This is a genomic window from Asanoa sp. WMMD1127 (assembly GCF_029626225.1).
Taxonomy (GTDB): domain Bacteria; phylum Actinomycetota; class Actinomycetes; order Mycobacteriales; family Micromonosporaceae; genus Asanoa.
On record NZ_JARUBP010000001.1, the window covers coordinates 3,211,962 to 3,230,608 of the forward strand.

The 18,647-nt window shown below is 73.3% G+C and carries 18 protein-coding genes; 9 read left to right on the plus strand and 9 right to left on the minus strand.

The window, feature by feature from the left end; translation table 11 throughout:
• Window positions 1-63: 63 nt before the first annotated feature.
• Entirely contained in the window at window positions 64-1,521 is a 1,458-nt protein-coding gene (locus O7635_RS15360) for a hypothetical protein (protein ID WP_278081103.1), read from the minus strand.
• 231 nt (window positions 1,522-1,752) lie between these two features.
• Between O7635_RS15360 and O7635_RS15365 the strand changes: the two genes are divergently transcribed.
• Entirely contained in the window at window positions 1,753-3,957 is a 2,205-nt protein-coding gene (locus O7635_RS15365; protein ID WP_278085486.1) for an ATP-dependent Clp protease ATP-binding subunit, read from the plus strand.
• On the opposite strand, the gene O7635_RS15370 is transcribed toward O7635_RS15365, so the two are convergent.
• Complete coding sequence (locus O7635_RS15370; protein WP_278081104.1) at window positions 3,891-4,775, minus strand: hypothetical protein; 885 nt, start codon at window positions 4,773-4,775, stop codon at window positions 3,891-3,893. The two genes, O7635_RS15365 and O7635_RS15370, sit on opposite strands and share 67 nt — an antisense overlap.
• A gap of 62 nt (window positions 4,776-4,837) precedes the next feature.
• Here O7635_RS15370 and O7635_RS15375 point away from each other — a divergent pair, with 62 nt between their 5' ends.
• Entirely contained in the window at window positions 4,838-5,737 is a 900-nt protein-coding gene (locus tag O7635_RS15375) for an aminoglycoside phosphotransferase family protein (RefSeq protein ID WP_278081105.1), read from the plus strand.
• A gap of 19 nt (window positions 5,738-5,756) precedes the next feature.
• On the opposite strand, the gene O7635_RS15380 is transcribed toward O7635_RS15375, so the two are convergent.
• Window positions 5,757-6,353: a dienelactone hydrolase family protein gene (locus O7635_RS15380; protein WP_278081106.1), complete on the minus strand. Its 597-nt coding sequence runs from the start codon at window positions 6,351-6,353 to the stop codon at window positions 5,757-5,759.
• A gap of 9 nt (window positions 6,354-6,362) precedes the next feature.
• A complete protein-coding gene (locus O7635_RS15385) occupies window positions 6,363-6,851 on the minus strand; it encodes a helix-turn-helix domain-containing protein (RefSeq protein WP_278081107.1) in 489 nt (162 codons plus the stop codon).
• A 56-nt stretch (window positions 6,852-6,907) separates the two neighbouring features.
• Between O7635_RS15385 and O7635_RS15390 the strand changes: the two genes are divergently transcribed.
• Window positions 6,908-7,768: a S41 family peptidase gene (locus tag O7635_RS15390; protein ID WP_278081108.1), complete on the plus strand. Its 861-nt coding sequence runs from the start codon at window positions 6,908-6,910 to the stop codon at window positions 7,766-7,768.
• Window positions 7,769-7,858: 90 nt separating this feature from the next.
• Window positions 7,859-8,698, plus strand: a complete 840-nt coding sequence (locus O7635_RS15395; RefSeq protein WP_278081109.1) for a hypothetical protein — start codon at window positions 7,859-7,861, stop codon at window positions 8,696-8,698.
• Here the strand turns inward: O7635_RS15395 and O7635_RS15400 are convergent, their stop codons facing one another.
• Together O7635_RS15400 and O7635_RS15405 are read right to left on the minus strand one after the other, a co-directional pair.
• The gene (locus O7635_RS15400; protein WP_278081110.1) at window positions 8,699-9,343 is read right to left on the minus strand and encodes a response regulator transcription factor; all 645 of its coding nucleotides are present in this window, start codon (window positions 9,341-9,343) and stop codon (window positions 8,699-8,701) included. It lies immediately after the preceding gene.
• Complete coding sequence (locus tag O7635_RS15405) at window positions 9,331-11,298, minus strand: histidine kinase (protein WP_278081111.1); 1,968 nt, start codon at window positions 11,296-11,298, stop codon at window positions 9,331-9,333. Before O7635_RS15405 ends, O7635_RS15400 begins: the two co-directional genes overlap by 13 nt.
• A 132-nt stretch (window positions 11,299-11,430) precedes the next feature.
• Between O7635_RS15405 and O7635_RS15410 the strand changes: the two genes are divergently transcribed.
• The gene (locus tag O7635_RS15410) at window positions 11,431-11,796 is read left to right on the plus strand and encodes a hypothetical protein (RefSeq protein WP_278081112.1); all 366 of its coding nucleotides are present in this window, start codon (window positions 11,431-11,433) and stop codon (window positions 11,794-11,796) included.
• A 1-nt stretch (window position 11,797) separates the two neighbouring features.
• The gene (locus tag O7635_RS15415; RefSeq protein ID WP_278081113.1) at window positions 11,798-13,183 is read left to right on the plus strand and encodes a hypothetical protein; all 1,386 of its coding nucleotides are present in this window, start codon (window positions 11,798-11,800) and stop codon (window positions 13,181-13,183) included.
• Window positions 13,184-13,254: 71 nt separating this feature from the next.
• On the opposite strand, the gene O7635_RS15420 is transcribed toward O7635_RS15415, so the two are convergent.
• Window positions 13,255-14,529, minus strand: coding sequence for a nucleotide disphospho-sugar-binding domain-containing protein (locus O7635_RS15420; protein ID WP_278081114.1), 1,275 nt, complete (start codon window positions 14,527-14,529; stop codon window positions 13,255-13,257).
• A 66-nt stretch (window positions 14,530-14,595) separates the two neighbouring features.
• Between O7635_RS15420 and O7635_RS15425 the strand changes: the two genes are divergently transcribed.
• Window positions 14,596-15,225, plus strand: a complete 630-nt coding sequence (locus O7635_RS15425) for a TetR family transcriptional regulator (protein ID WP_278081115.1) — start codon at window positions 14,596-14,598, stop codon at window positions 15,223-15,225.
• 9 nt (window positions 15,226-15,234) lie between these two features.
• On the opposite strand, the gene O7635_RS15430 is transcribed toward O7635_RS15425, so the two are convergent.
• Window positions 15,235-16,470: an EAL domain-containing protein gene (locus O7635_RS15430; RefSeq protein WP_278081116.1), complete on the minus strand. Its 1,236-nt coding sequence runs from the start codon at window positions 16,468-16,470 to the stop codon at window positions 15,235-15,237.
• 121 nt (window positions 16,471-16,591) lie between these two features.
• Here O7635_RS15430 and O7635_RS15435 point away from each other — a divergent pair, with 121 nt between their 5' ends.
• Window positions 16,592-16,918 (plus strand): STAS domain-containing protein, encoded by a 327-nt coding sequence (locus tag O7635_RS15435; RefSeq protein WP_278081117.1) that lies wholly within the window; start codon window positions 16,592-16,594, stop codon window positions 16,916-16,918.
• Here O7635_RS15435 and O7635_RS15440 read toward each other — a convergent pair.
• The gene (locus O7635_RS15440) at window positions 16,915-17,436 is read right to left on the minus strand and encodes a DUF4142 domain-containing protein (protein WP_278081118.1); all 522 of its coding nucleotides are present in this window, start codon (window positions 17,434-17,436) and stop codon (window positions 16,915-16,917) included. The two genes, O7635_RS15435 and O7635_RS15440, sit on opposite strands and share 4 nt — an antisense overlap.
• 287 nt (window positions 17,437-17,723) lie before the next feature.
• Between O7635_RS15440 and O7635_RS15445 the strand changes: the two genes are divergently transcribed.
• A complete protein-coding gene (locus O7635_RS15445) occupies window positions 17,724-18,551 on the plus strand; it encodes a DUF4097 family beta strand repeat-containing protein (protein WP_278081119.1) in 828 nt (275 codons plus the stop codon).
• Window positions 18,552-18,647 lie beyond the last annotated feature (96 nt).

The window sequence follows — 18,647 nt, forward strand, 5'->3', positions numbered from 1 at the left end:
CGACCCAACGAAAAGCTCCGCCCCGGGCGTACCCGGGGCGGAGCTTTTGTGTTGCTGGAACCGTTAGCGGTTGACGCGGCTTTCGCCGGCCTTGCCGTTCAGGTTGAGCTGCGGTCCAGCCTGGGCACCGCGCGCCGTGGCGCTCGGGAAGTACTCGAAACGACCGCCCATGTCGACGACAACGTTGGTCGAGCCACCGTTGTTGTAGATCTGGAACTGGTTGGTCTCGTTGACTTCAGCCGTGGTGCCGTTGGAGATGGTCTGGCCAGCGCTCGGGTTGAGCGTGCTGACGGCCGGGCGCGGGCCTCCGGGCCAAACCGTCAGGTAGGTGTTGGCGGTCGGGGCGACCGCCGTGACGTTGAGCGACAGCGCGTAGGTCTCCGGGGTGGCCGCCGCCGCCGCGTCGACGGTCCGGGTGCTGCCCGGGCCGATCGCGGACGTCGTGCGGGTGTCCAGGATGCGCTGCGGGGTCACCGGCGCGAACTTCAGACCGTCGACCGCGTCGTTGAAGTAGTAGCCGATGACGTCGACGAGCCAGTGCGTGGTGCCACTGGTGTAGACGCCGAACATCCGCCGGGTGGGGTCCTCCGGGCAGAACTCACACGGCGCGGCCGGAACGATGGCGCTGTTCGGCCAGATACCACCGATGCCGTAGTTGAGCGCCGAAACGCCGGCCGGCGGGTCACCGGTGCCGTTCCAGGTGGTCAGGTAACCCGTGGTCGACGGGTTGACCGCGGTCACGTTCACCGCGAACGCGGTGATGGCCGAGGTCCAGACCGGGTTGTTGGGGAAGTAGATCGAGTACCTGATCCACGAGCCGCCCGGCAGCGGGGGATAGCCCCCCGCGCGGGTGTCGTCGAGCCGCCACTGCTCCTCGTCGGGGATGTACGTGCTCCCGACGGGCGCCGCCTCGTCGCCGCTGTAGTAGCCGGCGACATCGGCGATGACGTGCGCGCCGAGGCTGCTCTGGAAGATGTTGACGTAACCGCCTTCCCCGACCGCAACGGTGATCGTGTTGGCGCGGGTCCACCCCTTGCCGAAGCTGATGGAGGCCGCGGCGGGCCGCGCCGCTCCATCGGGGTAGGCGGTCAGGTAACCGTTGCCGAGGGTGCCGGTGACGGTCAGGTTGAGCACCACAGCCGAGACACCCGAAGCGGGCACGCCGCCACGACCGGCGACCTGCAGGTGCACGGTGGCGCCCTGGCCGACGATCTGCTTCGGGGCACCGTTGCCGGTGCGGGAGTCGAGGATGCGGGCCGGCGCGAGAGGCGTGTAGGTGCCTTGTGCGCCAACGGGCGCCGCCGAGGCCGGCGACGCCAGGACGGTGACGGTACCGAAAGCGGCCATAGCGGCCGCCGCGGTTCCGGCGAGGACTGTGCGCAGTACGCGCATGATCACCCCGTTGTGTTCCGTGGGAATCGATAGGGAGGGCATCGACACCTCAACACCATCCGCGCGTACGCGCAAGGCCGTACCGAAGGCTATTGACCGAACCGTTGTGATCATCAACCGAACGGTCACTTTCGATCAATGGTGGACCGGCGAATTCGCTAGAGGCGAACGATCTCAGCGCGCCCGCAAGGCGCGCAGGCGCTACCGTCGGTGTCGGGTAGTGCGCCTGCCCGCGCCCGCAGCGGTCGCCCACGCCGACCGCCGACACGGCCAAGAGGCTTCGACTCAGCGCCCTCGTTTCGCGCGGCCCCGCCGCGTCCGGATGGGGTGCGTGGGGCCCCGCGAGGGCGTGAGATGGCAATGTTCGAACGGTTCACCGACCGGTCCCGCCGGGTGGTCATCCTGGCGCAGGAAGAGGCGCGGATCCTCAACCACGCGTCGATCGGCACCGAGCACCTGTTGCTCGGCATCGTCAAAGAGGGCGAGAACGTCGGCGCGCGGGCCCTGGCCGCGCTCGGGCTCGACCTCGTCACCGTCCGCCAGCAGGTGGAGGAGGTGGCCGGCACCGGCACCCAGGCGGCGGGCGGGCACATCCCGTTCACCCCGCGCGCCCGCCGCGTGCTCGAGCTGGCCCTGCGCGAGGCGCTGCAGCTCGGGCACGGCCACATCGGGCCGGAGCACCTGCTGCTCGGGCTGGTCCGGGACGGCGGCGGGGTCGGCGCCCAGGTGCTGAGCCGGTTCGGCGCGGACGCCGCGGCCGTGCGGCTACAGGTGATCAAAGAGCTGGCGGGCAAGGACGACGACCTGCCGGCCGCCAACGCCGTGCTCGACCAGTTCGGCGTCAACCTCACCCACGCCGCCCGCAGCGGCCAGCTCGACCCGGTCGTTGGCCGGGACACGGAGATCCAGCGCGTCGTCCGGGTGCTCTGCCGCCGCACCAAGAACAACCCGGTCCTGCTCGGCGAGCCCGGCGTCGGCAAGACTGCGGCCGTCGAGGGGCTCGCGCAGCGCATCGCCGACGGCGAGGTGCCGCAACGGTTGCGGGGCAAGCAGCTCTACACCCTCGACCTCGGCGCTCTGGTGGCCGGCACCCGCTACCGCGGCGACTTCGAGGAGCGGCTTCGCAAGGTGCTCAAGGAGGTACGCGGCCGCGACGACATCATCCTCTTCGTCGACGAGATCCATACGATCGTCGGCGCCGGGGCGGCCGAGGGGGCGCTGGACGCCGCGTCGATCCTCAAGCCGTTGCTGGCCCGCCCCGAGCTGCAACTGATCGGCGCGACGACGACCGACGAGTACCGCCGGATCCTCGTCCGCGACTCCGCCCTGGAGCGCCGTTTCCAGCCGGTGGCGCTCGGGGCGCCGACCGTCATGCAGACCGTCGACATCCTGACCGGGCTGCGGCGGCACTACGAAGCGCACCACGGCGTCGTGTTCACCGAAGCGGCCCTCGTGGCGGCCGCGACCCTGGCCGACCGCTACATAGCCGACCGGTTCCTGCCGGACAAGGCGATCGACCTGATCGACGAGGCCGGCGCCCGTGGCCAGCTGCGGTGCGCCACAGAGGTCGGCGAGGACGACATCGCCGAGGTGCTGGCCGACTGGGTCGGGGTGCCGGTGCGGCCGTTGAGCGACTCCGAGACCCGACGCCTGGCCCGGATGGAGGACGAGCTGCACCGCCGGGTGGTGGGCCAGGACGCCGCGGTCGGCGCGGTCGCCCGCGCGGTGCGCCGTACCCGTGCCGGTTTGCAGGATCCGCGCCGCCCGGCCGGGTCGTTCGTGTTCGCCGGACCCACCGGCGTCGGCAAGACCGACCTGTGCCGGGCGTTGGCCGAGTTCCTGTTCGGCAGCGCCGACGCGTTGATCCAGCTGGACATGTCGGAGTTCCACGACCGGCACACGGTGGCCCGGCTGGTCGGTGCGCCACCCGGCTACGTCGGCCACGACGAGGGCGGGCAACTGACCGAGCGCGTGCGCCGCCGGCCGTTCTCCGTCGTGCTCTTCGACGAGGTGGAGAAGGCGCACCCGGACGTGCTGCTGACCCTCTTGCAGATCCTCGAGGACGGCGCGCTGACCGACGCGCAGGGCCGCAAGGTGGACTTCCGGAACACGGTGGTCATCCTGACGTCGAACCTGGGCACGCGCGGCGGGGCGATGGGCTTCGGCGACTCCATGATGGACACCCACGACGCCTCGGTACGAGCGGAGCTGCGCCGGTTCTTCCCACCGGAGCTGCTCAACCGGATCGACGAGACGGTGGTGTTCCGGCATCTCGCGGAGGTCGAGCTCATCGCGATCGCCGACCTGATGCTGGCCCGGCTCGCCGAGCGGCTGACCGCCCGGGACATCACGCTCACGGTCACCGACGAGGCCAAGCGGCAGCTGGTGCGGCAGAGCTTCGATCCGGCGTACGGCGCGCGCCCGTTGCGCAGGGCCATCCAGACCGCCGTCGAGGACCCCCTGTCGGAGCGGATCCTGCTCGACGAGCTGCGGCCCGGTCACACGGTCGAGGTCGGCCTCGTCGACGGGGTCGTCGGGTTCCGGGTCGAGGAGATGGCCGGGTAGGGCGTCTCCTGCCGCGGCAGCACGACCAGGTCGCCGGGCCGCACCCGCTGCGGCCCGGCGGCGCCGTCGAACCAGACGTCGTAGCCGATCGGCGGCCCGTCCGCCGCCCACCACAGCCCGACCACCGAGCCGTGCGTGGCGCCGGCGCGGACCCGGGTGCCGGGCGCGTGCCCGTCGTCGGCGACGACCAGCAACGCGTCGAGGATCTGCCGTGCGCCGGTCCACGGCGCGCCGGCCTCGTCGCCGAACTCGCGGAACGCCGCCCGCAGCCGCGGCTGCCCGCCGGACGCGAGAGCGCCGTCGATGCGGTCCCAGAGGATCGTCCAGTCGCCGTCGAGCAGCCGGCGGGCCGCGCGGTCGAGGTCGGCGCAGACCAGGTCCACCGCCGTCTCCTCGCCGGTCTCCGCCGCCCAGGCTCGCTGGCCTCGCGCCGGTGCTTCGGCCACCAGGTAGAGCATCGCCAGCAGCGCGACCCGTCCCGCACCGGCGTAGAGGCCGCCGACCGCGGGCGGGAAGCGCTCGGCCAGGTGCGCCGCGCGCCCACCCGGCAATCGGGCGGCGCGCCGGGCGTCCGCGAGCCGCGTCGCGACCGGGCGGGCGGCCCGCGCACCGAGCGACCACCGGCCCGAGCCGCGGACGGCCAGCGGGTAGACGGTGCGGCCGGCGTCGCCGAAACTCTCGCCGGCGCCCAGCCCGGCCGCGGCGACCTGCCGCGCGGCCACCGAATAGGCCACCCCGGTGTGGGCGGCGTGGGCCCGGACGAGGCGCTTGCGGGCCCGGCCCGAACGGGGACGCCGGCGTGCGCGGTCTTCGGTCATGGCGGTCCCTCCTGCTGGCCCTCTCCGACCGTACCCACGTCGCGCCTCTAGTGTTGGCTCGCATGACCGACATCTCCGCGGAGCTGGTGCGGGAGCTGGTCCGTGACCAGCACCCCGACCTCGCCGATCGCCCGGTCCGGCTGGGTGCGCGGGGATGGGCCAACCAGCTGTGGCGGCTCGGCGACGACCTGGCGGTCCGGATTCCCTGGATGACGGACGACCCGGACCCGCTGCGCGACGAGTACGCGTGGCTGCCCACCCTGGCACCGCGGCTGCCGCTGCCGATCCCCGTGCCGCAGCGGTGGGGTGAGCCCTCCGCGCTGTTCCCCCGGCCGTGGCTGATCACCACGTGGGTCCGGGGCACGCCGGCCGATGTCGCCGCGGTCACGCACGGTCCGCACGCGGGCGTGTCATTGGCCGCATTCCTCACGGCCCTGCACCAGCCGGCGCCCGCGGACGCACCTGTCGGCCGGGACCGGGGCGGGCCGCTGACCGAGCGGGCCGAGGGATTCGCCGACGGGCTCGCCTTCGCCGCCGAGCGCGGGCTGATCGACGACCCGGCCGCCGCGGGGGCGGTGTGGGCCGACGCGGTCAGCGCGCCGCCCTGGACGGGACCGCCGCTGTGGATCCACGCCGACCTGCACCCGGCCAACGTCCTCACCGCGGACGGCACCCTGTGCGGCGTGGTCGACTTCGGGGACCTCTGCGCGGGCGACCCGGCGTACGACCTGGCTGCCGCGTGGCTCCTGCTGCCCTCCGTCGACGAGTTCTGGGCGGCCTACCGGCCGACCGCGGACGCCGCGACCAGGCGCCGCGCCCGCGGCTGGGCGATGGCCCGCGTCCTCAGTGGCCTGATCATCGGCGCTGACGACGGTCCGGGGGGCAAGCCCAGCTGGGCCCCGCCCGCCCGCGCCGCCCTGCGCCGCCTCACCGACCCGGCGGTCAGCTCGACCGTCGGGTGATGTTGACCATCCAAGGCCGTCAACGTGGAGCCGAACCGTCACCATCGCCGTCCAGCGCGGCGAGGAAATCGAGGCTACGGCGCCAGGCCAGGTCCGCGGCAGGCGCGTCGTAGTCACTGGTGTCCGGGTCGGTGAACAGGTGCCCGACCGCCGGGTACGTGTGCACCCACACCGCCGCGCCGCCGTCGGTCAGGGCATCGCGCCAGCCGGTGACCGTGGCGGGCGGAAAGAGAGCGTCGGGATCGGCGATGTGCAGGTGCACCGGCAGGCCGGGCCGCGCGGCCGCGGGGTCGGCGCCGATCCCGTGCAGGAGCAGCAGCCCGGCGGTCTCGCGGCGGTCGGGCAGCAGGTCACCGACGACGCCGGTGCCCATCGACAGGCCGGCCAGGACTGTGGCGTCGGGCAGACCGGCCAGGGCCTGTCGCGCTCGCCGCATGATCGTCTCCCAACCGATCCGCTCGCTGAGCGCGAACCCCTCGTCGAGTGCGTCGGCCACGGATCCGCCGTACAGGTCGGGAGCGACAACGACATGTCCGGCGTGGCGCAACCGTTCGGCCGCGTCGAGCACCGCGGGCCGCAGCCCGTACACAGAGTGGAACAGCGCGATGGTCGCCACGGATCTCCTTCAGTCGCCGGCGGGTTGGAAGAGGCCGAGCAGCAGGCCGTAGCGCGGGTGGTCCGGGCCGGCGTCCTGCGTCTCGTGGGCGATGGCTTCGAGGGTTTCGGTGATCCGGGCCGCCTGGGCCGGAGTCAGGCGGAGGTAGCGCAGCACGAGCAGCGGGTCCGGTTGCGCCGTCGCGATCTCCTCGGCGATGGCCCGGAACGCCGTCGGTAGGTGTGCGGCGTAGTGCTCGCTGGGCAGGTGCACGGCGCGCGCCGTCCGCTCGTAGTACTGCTCCACGCCCCCGCGTACCCGTTGCGTGCCGGCCGGCCGGACCAGGCCCGCTTCCTGCAGCACCCGCAGGTGGTGGGCGACGTTTCCCTTGCGCGTCGCCAGCGCCGACGCGAGTTGGCTGATGGTCGCCGGCTTCTCGCCCAGCGCGAACAGCAGCCGGTGCCGTGTCGGGTGGGACAGGGCCTTGAAGTGCTGCGTCTCCAGCGGCAGGGCGTCCATGAAGCCAGCGAAGCAGGGGCTTGACAAAGAGTCAAGAACTCTTGACTCTTTGACCCATGCGGATCGAACACGTTGCCGAGCTGATGACGACGCACTACGTCTTCCCCGACGTGGCCGACGACGTGGTGCGGGTGCTGAAGGCCACCACCTACCCCGAGGACGACGTGGCCTTTGCCGACGCCGTCACGCGTGACCTGCAGTCGGTCAACGGCGACAAGCACCTGCGGCTGATCCACCACGAGGACGCGTTGCCGGAGGGGCACGGCGACGACGAGACCGACCTCGCCACGATGGCGGCGTGGGCCGACCGCACCGGCGGCGGCGTCGCCGGTCTGCACCGCCTCGACGGCGGCGTCGCCCACCTCGACCTGCGTCCGGTGCTCTTCCCGAGCGTCGTCTGCGGCGACGCGATCGCGGCCGCGATGACCCTGGTGGCCAACGCCGACGCGCTGGTCCTCGACCTGCGCCAGTGCCTCGGCGGCGAGCCGTCGATGGTCACGTTCATCGCCAGCTACCTGTTCGGCGCGGAGCCGGTGGAGCTGAGCGGCCTCTTCGAGCGCACCACCGATCGGGTGACGCAGGCGTGGACACTGCCCTACGTCCCGGGCCGCCGCTTCGGGCCCGACAAGCCGGTCGCCGTGCTGATCAGCGGCACCACGTTCTCCGGTGGTGAGCAGCTCGCCTACGACCTGCAGCAGACCGGCCGCGCCACGGTGGTCGGCCAGCGCAGCCGGGGCGGCGCCCACCCGCGTCGCGGCTTCCGGGTCGACGACCACCTGGAGCTGACCGTGCCGGTGGCCCGCTCGGTCTCGCCGATCACCGGCGGCAACTGGGAAGGCACGGGTGTGGTCCCCACGATCGAGACAGCGCCCGACGACACCCTCACCACGGCCCTGCGCGTGCTGCGGGAGCGCTGAGCTGCGGCACAACATCGCCACAACGGCCGCGCAACAGCAACGCCCTTCGATCCAGGGCAGCAACTGACCCGGATCGAAAGGGAGGGCATCATGTTCAGACGGTTCGCACGCATCGCGGCCGTGGCGGCCGTGGCCATCGCGGGCACCCTGCACGTCACCTCGGCGCCGGCGGCCGCCGCGCCCTACGGCGGCTACCACGCGAGCTGCAGCACGGTCGTGAATCCGGGCAACGAATACTGGCATCACGACCTGAGCTGGTCGGAGTTCCTCGAGAGGGACGCCGCCTACTTCGCCAACGGCTACCGGATCACCGAGCTCGACGTCGTCGGCCACGGCATCACCGCGGTCTGGCGGCCCGGCTCCGGCGCCCAGTGGGTGCACCCCGCTCTGTCGATCGGGGCGCTTGAGCTCTTGGATGACATCTACTACAACCAGGGCCTGCGGTTGGCCGAGCTCGACCGGGACGGCGACGAGTTCTACGCGGTGTGGCGCCCCGGCACCGGCGGCCGGTTCTGGCGGACCAACTTCGCGACGTGGGACGACTTCAAGAACCAGGACACGATCCTCTACGGCCAGGGCTACCGCCTCGTCGACATCGTCATCCGCGAAGACAACAAGATCGGCGGCTTGTGGCGTCAGGACCAGGGCAGCTCGGTCCAGAAGTGGAACTGGGGCGTCCTGGCCACCGGCGCCGACGAGAACAACGAGAGCGCCTTCCAGAAGCTCAACCGGCAACGCAAGGAGGCCGGGTACGAGCTGCGGATCCTGAAGGCGTTCAACAACGACGCCTACCGGGTGGCCGTGTGGCGCTACCGCGGCGGCAGCTTCAACCAGTCGACCCAGAACTTCATGAACACCGACTCCATGCGCAACTGGGAGAAGGCCTGCCGCGCCCAGGGCATGCGGATCGTGACGCTCGACGTGACCTGATCACGAGGCGCCGAGATACATCAGCACCGCGAGGACCCGCCGGTGGTCCTCGTCGGTGTTGGCCAGCCGGAGCTTGCCGAGGATCGAGCCGATGTGGGTCTCCACCGTCCGGTCGGTCAGCCACAGGCGCCGCGCGATGCCGACATTGGTGCGGCCCTCGGCCATCAGCGCCAGCACCTCCCGCTCGCGGCCCGTCAGGGTCGCGAGCGGGTCGTCGTCGGGGCGGCGCGGCCCCAGCAGGCGGGCCACCACCTCCGGATCGAGGGCCGAACCGCCGGCGGCGACCCGGCGCAGCGCGTCGAGGAAGTCGTCGACGTCGAACACCCGGTCCTTGAGCAGATAGCCGAAGCCGCCCGAGGCGACGAGCTCGACCGAGTGCCGCGTCTCGACGTGCTGCGAGAGCAGCAGGATGCCGAGCGTCGGATGCGCCGCCCGGACCTCGCGGGCCGCCCGGGCGCCGTCGTCGGTCAGGTCGGGCGGCATCCGCACGTCGACGATCGCCAGATCCGGCTCGTGCGCGGCCACCGCCGCCACCAACGACGGTGCGTCGCCGACCTTCGCCACGATCTCGTGGCCGGCGTCGGCCAGCAGCCGGGCCAGCGCCTCCCGGAACAGCGCCGAGTCCTCGCCGATCACGATGCGCACGGCAGCACCGCCTCGACCACGGTGCCCCGGCCGGCCGGCGAGCTCAGCGACAGCAGACCGCCCGCCGCCGCCACCCGGTCCGCCAGCCCGGCCAGCCCCGCGCCGGGCCGCACGACGGCGCCGCCCGGGCCGTCGTCGCTGACCCGCACCGTGAGGCGGTCGTCGAGCCGGGCCACCCGCAACCCGATTGCGCCCGGCGCGGCGTGCTTGATCGCGTTGGTCAGCGCCTCGCTCGCCACGTAGAACGCGGTCGTCGCCACGTCGTCGGGCACCGGATCCGGGCAGACCTCCAGCGCGACCGGCACCGGGGCCTTGCTGGCCAGCGACGACAACGCCGGCCCGAGACCGTCGTCCAGGCTGGACGGTCGGAGGCCGTTGGCCAGCTGCCGCAGCTCGGCGACGGCCAGCCCGAGCGAGGCGACCGACTCGTCGAGCAGCCCGTCGACGTCGACGGTCCCGTCGTCGAGATGTCGCTGCGCGAGCCGCAACGTCATGCCCAGCGACACCAACCGCTGCTGCGCGCCGTCGTGCAGGTCGCGTTCGAGCCGGCGCCGTTCGGCGTAACCGGCGTGCAGCAACCGGGCCCGGGACGACTCCACATCGGACAGCGCCCGGCGCAGCTCGATCCGCAGCGCGACGACCTCGACCAGCAGCGCGGCCGCGTCGGCGAGCTCCCGGAGCAGCTCGCGGCTGCCCACCGTGCCCCGCAGCAGCGCGCCGATCTCGTGCCCGCCGGCCCGCACGGGCACCCGCCGGCCGGCGTCGACCGGCAGCGGCTCACCGGTCGCCGACACCAGGCCGGACGCGCCTGGCACGAGGTATCCCACGCGCAGCAACGGGTCGCGCAGCGCGGCCGCCAGGACCTCTTCGAGCTGCTCCGGGCGGGCCTGGCCGGTGTGCGTGCGGTCCCGCAGCCCCTCGATCGCCGCCAGCGCCGCCCGCCGCACGGGGTACAGCCGGCGGTCCACGGCCCGCTGGAGCCGCACCCGCAGCGGGGCCAGCACCGCCGCGCACACCGCGGTGGCGGCCGCCGCGGCGACCGGCGAGGCCCCACCCGCGCCGAGGCCGACCAGGAACGACGCGGCCGTGTAGAAGGCCAGCAGGACCGCCGTGACCAGGCCGTACGACGCGGCGGTGCTGATCGCCTTGTCCACGTCGTAGAGGTCGTGGCGGAGCAACGCGATCGCGGTCGCGGCGGGCAGCGCGAGGTAGGTGGCCGCGAGCCCGAGCAGCACCAGGTCGGCCCGGTCGGTGAGGAGGTACGAGGCCCAGCACAGCAGCAGCGTCGCCGGCAGGAACAGCGCGCCGAGGGCGAACCAGCGGACCTGGGCCCGGCGCACCGGGTCGGCGGCGCGGCGGTAGCGGACGACCATCGCCGCCACCGAGGCGACGAGCAGGCCGAGGAACACCGGCAGCAGGCCCAGCGCCACCGCCAAGGCCCAGGACGGCAGCGTGTAGAGGTGCGGCACGTGCGTGAACGGGGCCGGCAACGGGTCAGGGTCGCCCGCCGCCAGCAGGGTGAACAGGACCGGCACGGCGATCAGCCCGTAACCGACCCACCGCCAGCGCGGCCCGGGCAACCGGCCGTCCGGGAAGATCAGCATGAGCAGGGCGGCCGGCACGTAGAGCGCCATCCACGTCCCGGGCGACATCGCCACGTACCAGTCCCAGAGCGGCAGCGACCCGGGCCGCGCCGCGACCGCCGCCGTGTAGAGGTCACCGAACGCCACCCAGATGGGCGACCCTCCGACGAGGACGAGCACCGGGCCGACCAGGTTGTGCGGCCGGCGCTGGGCGACGACCACCCCCAGCGTCGTCGAGAACAGACCCAGCACCACCGCGACGACGAAGAAGCCGGCCATCTCCGGCACCCGGACGGCGAGCAGCCCGCCGGCCACCGCCAGAGCGGCGACGACCACTGCGAAGGCGTACGCGAACACGCGCGGTAAGGCCATGGCCACACGGTAGGTGCCCGACCGCCGTCGGCATACCCGTGCCAGCACGGAGTTGTGTCCCGTACCCGTGCCGATCCGCCGGAGCCCGCCCGCGACCGACGCTTCTGGGACACCACCACCACAGGAGGAGTCATGCGACGCACCACCGGCATCACCGTCGGCCTCGTCCTCGCCGGTCTGCTCGGCGCCACCGACGCCGTCGGGTTGCTCACCGACACGGGCGACGGCCCACCCTTCGTGATCGTCGCGGCCGGCACCGTGCTCGGCCTGCTGACGCTGGCCGGCGTCTGGTTCGGCTGGCGGGGCAGCCGCGCGGGCATCGTCACCGTCGTGGTCACCCGGCTGCTGTCGGCCCTGACCGCCGTCCCCGCGTTCTTCGTCGACGACGTGCCGGGCCCGCTGGTCGGCTTCGCGGCCGTCGGCGTCGTCGTCACGCTGATCGCGGTCGCGCTGGTCGCGCCGGCCCTGCGCCAGCCGGTCCGGGCGGGGGTCGCCTGACATGGCCACGACCGTCGCACCCACGATCACCACACCCGCCACCCGTACGCGCGACCTCCGCCGCTTCTGGCGCTGGACGCTCGCGGTCCTGGCACCCCTGCCGCTGCTCGCTCTCGCGCTCGAGAACATCGCCGCGCCGTGGCCGCTCGGCGGCAACTTCGCCCGGATGGTCGCCGACGCGGCCGCCCAACCCGGGCGGGCCCAACTCGCCCTGTGGCTGTCGCTGTTCTTCAGCCTCGCCATCGTGCCGGCGACCATGGCCGTGCTGTGGACCGCCCGTCGGGGCGCGCCGAGGCTCACGCTGGCCGCCGGCATCCTGCTGCTGCTCGCGTTCTCGGCCAGCCTGCCCGACAGCGACCTGGCCGGCGTCGTGGCGGCCGACAAGGGGCTCGACCCGACCGCGGTCGCGACGATCGACGACGCGGTCTGGTCGTTCCCCAGCGTCGGCATCCTCGCGCTGATCTTCCTGATTGGACAGACGGTCGGTTTCGTTCTGCTGGGCCTGGCGCTCTGGCGGGCCCGGGTCGTGCCGGCCTGGCTCGCCGCCGTCCTGGCGTTGTCGGGGCCGGCCCACCTGCTCGCACCCGGCGGCAACGTGGGTCCGGCGATCGCCTGGGCGATGACCGCCATCGGGTACGCGGGCGCGTCGGTCGCGCTCGTGCGCACCCGGGACGAGGACTTCGACCTGCCGGCCGCCGCGCCGGCCGGACCGGTGGCACGCGACGCCCGTACCGCCTGGCGTTGGCTCCTGGCGCTCGCCGCCGTCCCGCTCGCCGTGTTCGTCACGGTGTTTTGCTGGTTCCTGCCCTACGACGGCGACGACTCACCCCGGGAGATCTTCGACGCGCTGGTCGCCGCCACCACCTACCAGCGGACGGCGCTGGCGGTCGGGACCGTCGTGGTGCTCACCGGGTTCGCGGGCATCCTCGCGGTCGCCTGGCACACCCGCCGCCGCACGCCGCTGCTCACCACGATCGGCCTGTTCCTCGCGGTGCCGGGCTACACGGCCCTGTTCGCCGGCGGCTCGTACGGCGACGTCGTCGCCTACCTGGTCGGCACGCGGCCCGGCCTGGACCGCGAGGTCGCCTTCCAGCTCACGTCGGGGATGGAGGCCAGCCCGCAGCCGAACCTGCTGGTGCTGGTGTTCGTGGCCGGCCACCTGCTGGGCACCGTGCTGGTCGGCGCGGCGCTGTGGCGGTCGCGGCTCGCGCCGACCTGGCTGGCGATCGGCTTCACGTTGTCGCAGCCGATCCACCTGACGTCGGTGCTGACGGGCATCCGCTGGATCGACCTGATCGGCTGGGGCCTGACGGCGGCCGGCTTCGCCTGGGCGGCCTGGCGACTGATCCGCCAACCGAACGACGAGTTCGACCTGCCGCCGGTGTGACGGACCGGCCGGACCGGCCGCTCGCGAGGAGCGCCGCCAGGCCCGCCGGTGTGCCGGGTCGGCCGGCCTGGTCAGCGCGCGATGAGCGCCGCCAGGCCGGCCGGGCCCGGCGCCGCGAGGATCTCGGCGCCGATCCGCTCCGCCGCCTTGCGGTAGTCGGGCCGGGCCAGGACCTCGCGGACCGCCGTGCCCACCGCGTCCGCCGTGGGTGTGTCGGTCTTGAGGTTGACGCCGACGCCCGACCAGGCCACCCGCGCGCTGACCTCGATCTTGTCCTCCGAGGTGCCGGCGACGACCACCGGGACGCCGTGCCGGAGCGCGAACTGCACCCCGCCGTAGCCGCCGTTGGTGACCATCACGTCGGTCAGGGGCAGAAGCAGGTCGTACGGCAGGTAGGAGGCGACCCGCACGTTGGGCGGCAGCGGGCCTTCGAGCGACTCCACCGGTCGGCCGCCCGTGCTGACCACCACGAGCACGTCGTCGCCGGCGAGCGCCGCCATCGTCGGGCGGATCAGCGCCGAGTAGTCCTGGTTGGCGACCGTGCCCTGGGTGACGTGCACGACCGGACGGCCGGCGGACAGCTCGCCCCACCACTCGGGCAGCGTCTCGTCGCCGGCGCCGCCCCGGCTGACCGGCCCGACGAAGTGCACGAGCCGGTCACGGTCGGGCCGCGGATATTCGAAGCCGCGCACGGTGAACTGGACGATCGCGTCCGTCCACGATGGCCAGTCGAGGACGAACCCCGGCAGGGCCCGGCCGGTCGCCGTGCGGTGCACGCGCTGCGCGTACCGTTGGACGCTTCCGAAGACGACCTTCTCCAGGGCGACGTTGAGGAATCCGTTGCGCAGGCGGCCGATCGGCCCTGGCATCGGGTGCAGGCCCAGCCCGAACGGTGCGGCGTGCCGGCTCTTGAGGCTCAGCGGGACGATGCCGAGGCTGACCAGCATCGGCCGGCTCGACCGGGGGCGCAGCGCGAGGGCGGCGGCGCCGATGAACAGCATCTCCGCCAGCACCGCGTCGGTCGGCTCGGCCGCCAGCGCCGCGTCGATCGCCGTGACCTGGTCGGGCAGGGGGCGGAGGAAGACCTCCCGCAGGTCGTACCGCAGCTGGTCGAGGCCCTTGTGGTCCATGCGGTCCGGGAACTCCCGGTCGAGGGCGGAGTCGTCGAAGTCGGCGCCCGCCGGCAGCGGCAGGAACTCGGCGCCGGTGCGCTCGACGGCGGCGCGGTAGCGGGCGCCGGTCAGGAACCGCACGCGGTGCCCGGTGGCGGCGAGGTGGCTCGCCACACTGAGCAGTGGGGCCACGTGCCCGTGCACGGGGCTGCTGCAGAGCAGGACCGAGGACATCGACGTTCTCCTCCGATACGATTCGGTTATGTCTCGAAGGATTCACTACGGTCGGGCCGCAATCAATTGAACGCCGAAACCCGACAGCCGCGCGCCTACCGTTCACCCCTGCGCAGCCGGCAGGCCGCCGAGACCCGCGACCGGATCCTGGACGCGGCCGCGACCCGGTTCGCGGCCGACGGCTACGGGCGCACGACCCTGGCCGCCATCGCGGAGCAGGCCGGCGTGTCGGTGGAGACGGTCCAGGCCAACGGACCCAAGCGGGCGCTGCTGGTGGCGTCGTTCGAGCGGGCCTTCACAGGCGACGAGGGGTCACACCAGATCGCCGAGCGCGAGGTCGGCCGGCAGATCCTCGCGACGCCCGACCTGGCCACGATGCGGGCCGGCATCATCGGGTTCGTGGTGGCGGCCAACGAGCGCACGGCGGGGCTGTGGCGCGCCTACGTCTCGGCCGCCGACAGCGACCCGGCGGTGCGAGCGACCCTCGACGACATGTACGGCCGGCGCCGCAACGACGTCACGGCCGCGGTCGCCGGCCTGGTCTCCCGGGGCGCGCCGATCACCGACCCGGCCCGCGCCGCCGACGTGCTGTCCTTCGTGCTCTCACCGGAGGGTTACGAGCAACTGGTGCTGCGGTCCGGTTGGTCGTCCGCGGCGTACGCGGCCTGGCTGGACGAAGCCATCGCGGCCCTTTAGGGCCGGCCGTCAGCCGGTGCCGAGGCGGCGGAGGAGGGATCGGGCCGCGGCGACCACGCGGCGGCGGTCGTGGGCGACGCCGAATTCGAACTCGTTGGCGCCGTCGGGGATCGTGCGCGCGAGCAGCGCCGACGCCGTGCCCGGGCTCAGCGTCACGATGGCCCAGTGGCCGTCGAGTGTGGCGTCGTGGACGCGGGAGCCGCGGACGCCAGGCGCCGGCGGGTCCGGCAGGCCGGGTCCGAGCGCGCCGGTGACGACGCCGCGCTCGGCGGCGCGGGACAGGCGGGCCCGGTCCGCGGCGGTCAGCAGGCGCGGGTCCGGCACCAGCAGGAGCGACAGCGCCGGGGCGGTCAGGTCCGCCGCCTCGTCGGCGAGGTGCCGGCTCAGCGCCGTGAGGTAGGTGAGGTTCGCGCGGCTCGTCGCCCGGTCCGCGAGCGCGTCGAACGGCGTGGCGAGGTCGGCGATCGGCGCCGACCTGATGTCGAAGGCCAGCCCGGCGACCGCGCCGGTGGCGGGCAGTGGCGCCGGGGGTCCGAGGTGGCGGCCCTGGCCGAGGACCGCGCCGGCGGAGCGGGCGAACGCCGAGTCGGCGGCCGTCTCGACGCCCTCGGCCAGGATCGTCGCGCCGGTGCGCTCGGCCTCCTCGTACGCCATGTCCATGATGTGCATCGTCTGTGGCGTGGGTCCGCCCTGGATGACCCAGTGGTCGAGCTTGATGACGTCGGCCCCGAGGACCGGCAGCATCGACAGCGCCGCGGGGCTGGCGCCCAGGTCGTCGATGGCGAGGCCGGCGGCGTCGGGGCGCTGGCGGTCGATGCCCTCCAGCAGCGAGCGCGGGTCGCGGTCCAGGGACCGCTCGGTCACCTCCAGCACCACCCGGAACCGCGCGAAGCCCTTCTCGATGTCGGGCCACAGGTCAGGCGGGCAGTCGGTGCCGAGCGCCATGGGTTCGACGTTGAGGAACAGGAGTTGGTCCTCGGGCAGGTGTGCCGCCAGTGCTGCCTGGCAGGCGGCGGCGCGGGCCGCCCAGTCGAATTCGATCACGCGATCGCTGCGGTACGCGTACCGCAGCAGCTCTGGTGCCGTCCGCAGCGGCGAGCCGGCGGGGCCGCGGACCAGTGCCTCGCAGCCGACCGTCTTGCCGGTGGCCAGGTGGACGATCGGCTGGAACAGGATGTCGAGGTGCCGATCGCGCAGGATCCGCAGGAACTCGGCCGCACCGTGGTCAGCCTCGTTCGGTGACATATTTGCCACAAATCAACGATAGTGCCCGCGCTGGATGTCCCGCTGCCCGTTTGGGCGTCCGGCCGTCGGGTAGCAATTGAGACGTTCTTGCTATATGGCAACGGACGGGCGGGAGGATCAAGTGGCGAACGCGCAGGTAGGCCGGCGCCTCCTCGACAACGGCACGGTCGTGTTCGACCTGAGGGGCGAGTTGGACGTCGCCGTCAACGACGCGTTGCGCGACGTCCTCGAGCAGACGATCCGGCGGCAGCGGCCGCCCATGGTGGTCGTCAACATGCGGCACGTGACCTTCGTCGACTCGACCGGCATGGGCGCACTGGTGGCCGGGCTCAACGCGGCCCGCGACCAGGAGGTCCGCTTCGTCGTGCAGGAGGTCGCGCCGTTCGTCGAGAAGCAGCTCCGGATCGCGGGCCTGTACGAGACGCTGGTGCAGGCCCAGGGCAGCTAGACCTGGCTCGCCGCCTGGTTGAGCAGCGCGTGGTGCTGCTCGAGCACCGGAGCGGCCGCGGTGGCGTCCTGCTTGACCGCCGGGTCCGTGCCCTGCTCGATCTCACGCTGGCCGTTCTGCATCGCCGCCGTGTGGGCCGCCTGCTGGAGCGGGATCCACACCCGGTCGTACTGCGACGCCGGCACCCTCGCCAGCCGTTCGGTCGCCTCCCGCGCGGCGTCCGCCGGGGCCAGCGGCACCCCGAGCGATGACGCGGTCTGCTGGAGCGACTGGTCCAGCCGGGTGTGGTCGGCGACGAACCGCGCCCCGATGTCCTTCACCTGCTGGCTGCGCCCCTTCTCCTGGGCCTGGGTGCCGGTGGCGATCTCCAGCAGGTTGGACTGGTGCGCGGCCTGCAGATAGGCGACGTCCTGCGTCGACGGCGCGGCGGCCGGCGCCTCGGCCGCCCCCGCGACCCCCGCCCCGGCGCCGAGCGCGGCCACGATCGCGGCGGCCACCCCGAATGTGCGAAGTCCCATGACGATGCACCCCCTCGGCACCCGCCTGCCCGATGCGGCCCGACCTAACCGTGGCCAGCCGGTCTTTGACCGGATCGGCACGGTCGGCCAGGTCTGGGACGATGCCGCTGGAGCGCATCGAGACGGAGCCGCCGGAGGACGAGCGGTAGGTCAGGCGGTACCGCGGGAGACGGCCATCGACGGGCGCGCTATGCACGCGTGTCAGGTGGCGTGTCAGTGGCGTGTCAGAGCGGTGGCGGGCCCGCCGCCGACAGTGGTCCCAGACGACGAACCGAAAGGAACCACAGATGCCTACCTTCGCCACTCCGCAGCCGATCACCGCCACCGTCGAGGTCGCCGGCGCCCAGGTCCGGGTCAACGCCACCGACCGCGCCGACACCGCCGTCACCGTCGCGCCTTTGGACCCGAGCAGCCGCAAGGACGTCAAGGTCGCCGAGCGGACCCGCGTCGACTACGCCGCCGGGCAGCTGCGGGTCAAGACCACCGTCTCCGGCGACAAGAACGGCTCCGTGGCCATCACCATCGACGTGCCCGCCGGGTCGCACCTGGCCGCCTACCTGGCGCACTCCGACATCCACGCCGCCGGGCCGCTCGGCTCCGGGGACCTGCACATCGCGTCCGGCCGGGTCGCGCTCGACCGCCTCGACGCGCTCACCGCCAACCTGTCCTCGGGCAGCGTCACCGTCGGCCACGTCGCCGGCGGCGCCCAGGTCGACGGCGGCGCCTACACCCTGCGGATCGGCGAGATCACCGGCGCCGCCCGGATCGAGAACGCCGGCGGGCAGGTGTCGATCGGTCACGCCCAGGCCCGCGTCGAGCTGCGCAGCGCCAGCGGCGACCTCGACATCGAGCAGGCCGACGCCGACGTCGCGGCCCAGACCGCCAGCGGCGCCATCCGCATCGGCCGGCTGACCCGCGGCCAGGCCGAGCTGACCAACGCCTCCGGCAACATCGAGGTCGGCATCCCGACCGGCGCCACCGCCTACATCGCCGCCAAGAGCGACCGCGGGGCGGTCAGCGACTACGTCTCGGACCAGCCCGGCGGCGGCGACGAGGTCACCGTCCACGCCCGCACCCGCCACGGCGACATCATCATCCGCCCGGCCACCCGTTGACGGGCCCGCGGCACCCCGGCGAAGCGCGTACGCCTTCGCCGGGGTTGATGGTCACACGCGGCTCCAGAACGCGTTGGCGGCTCTCCCGGTGCCCCG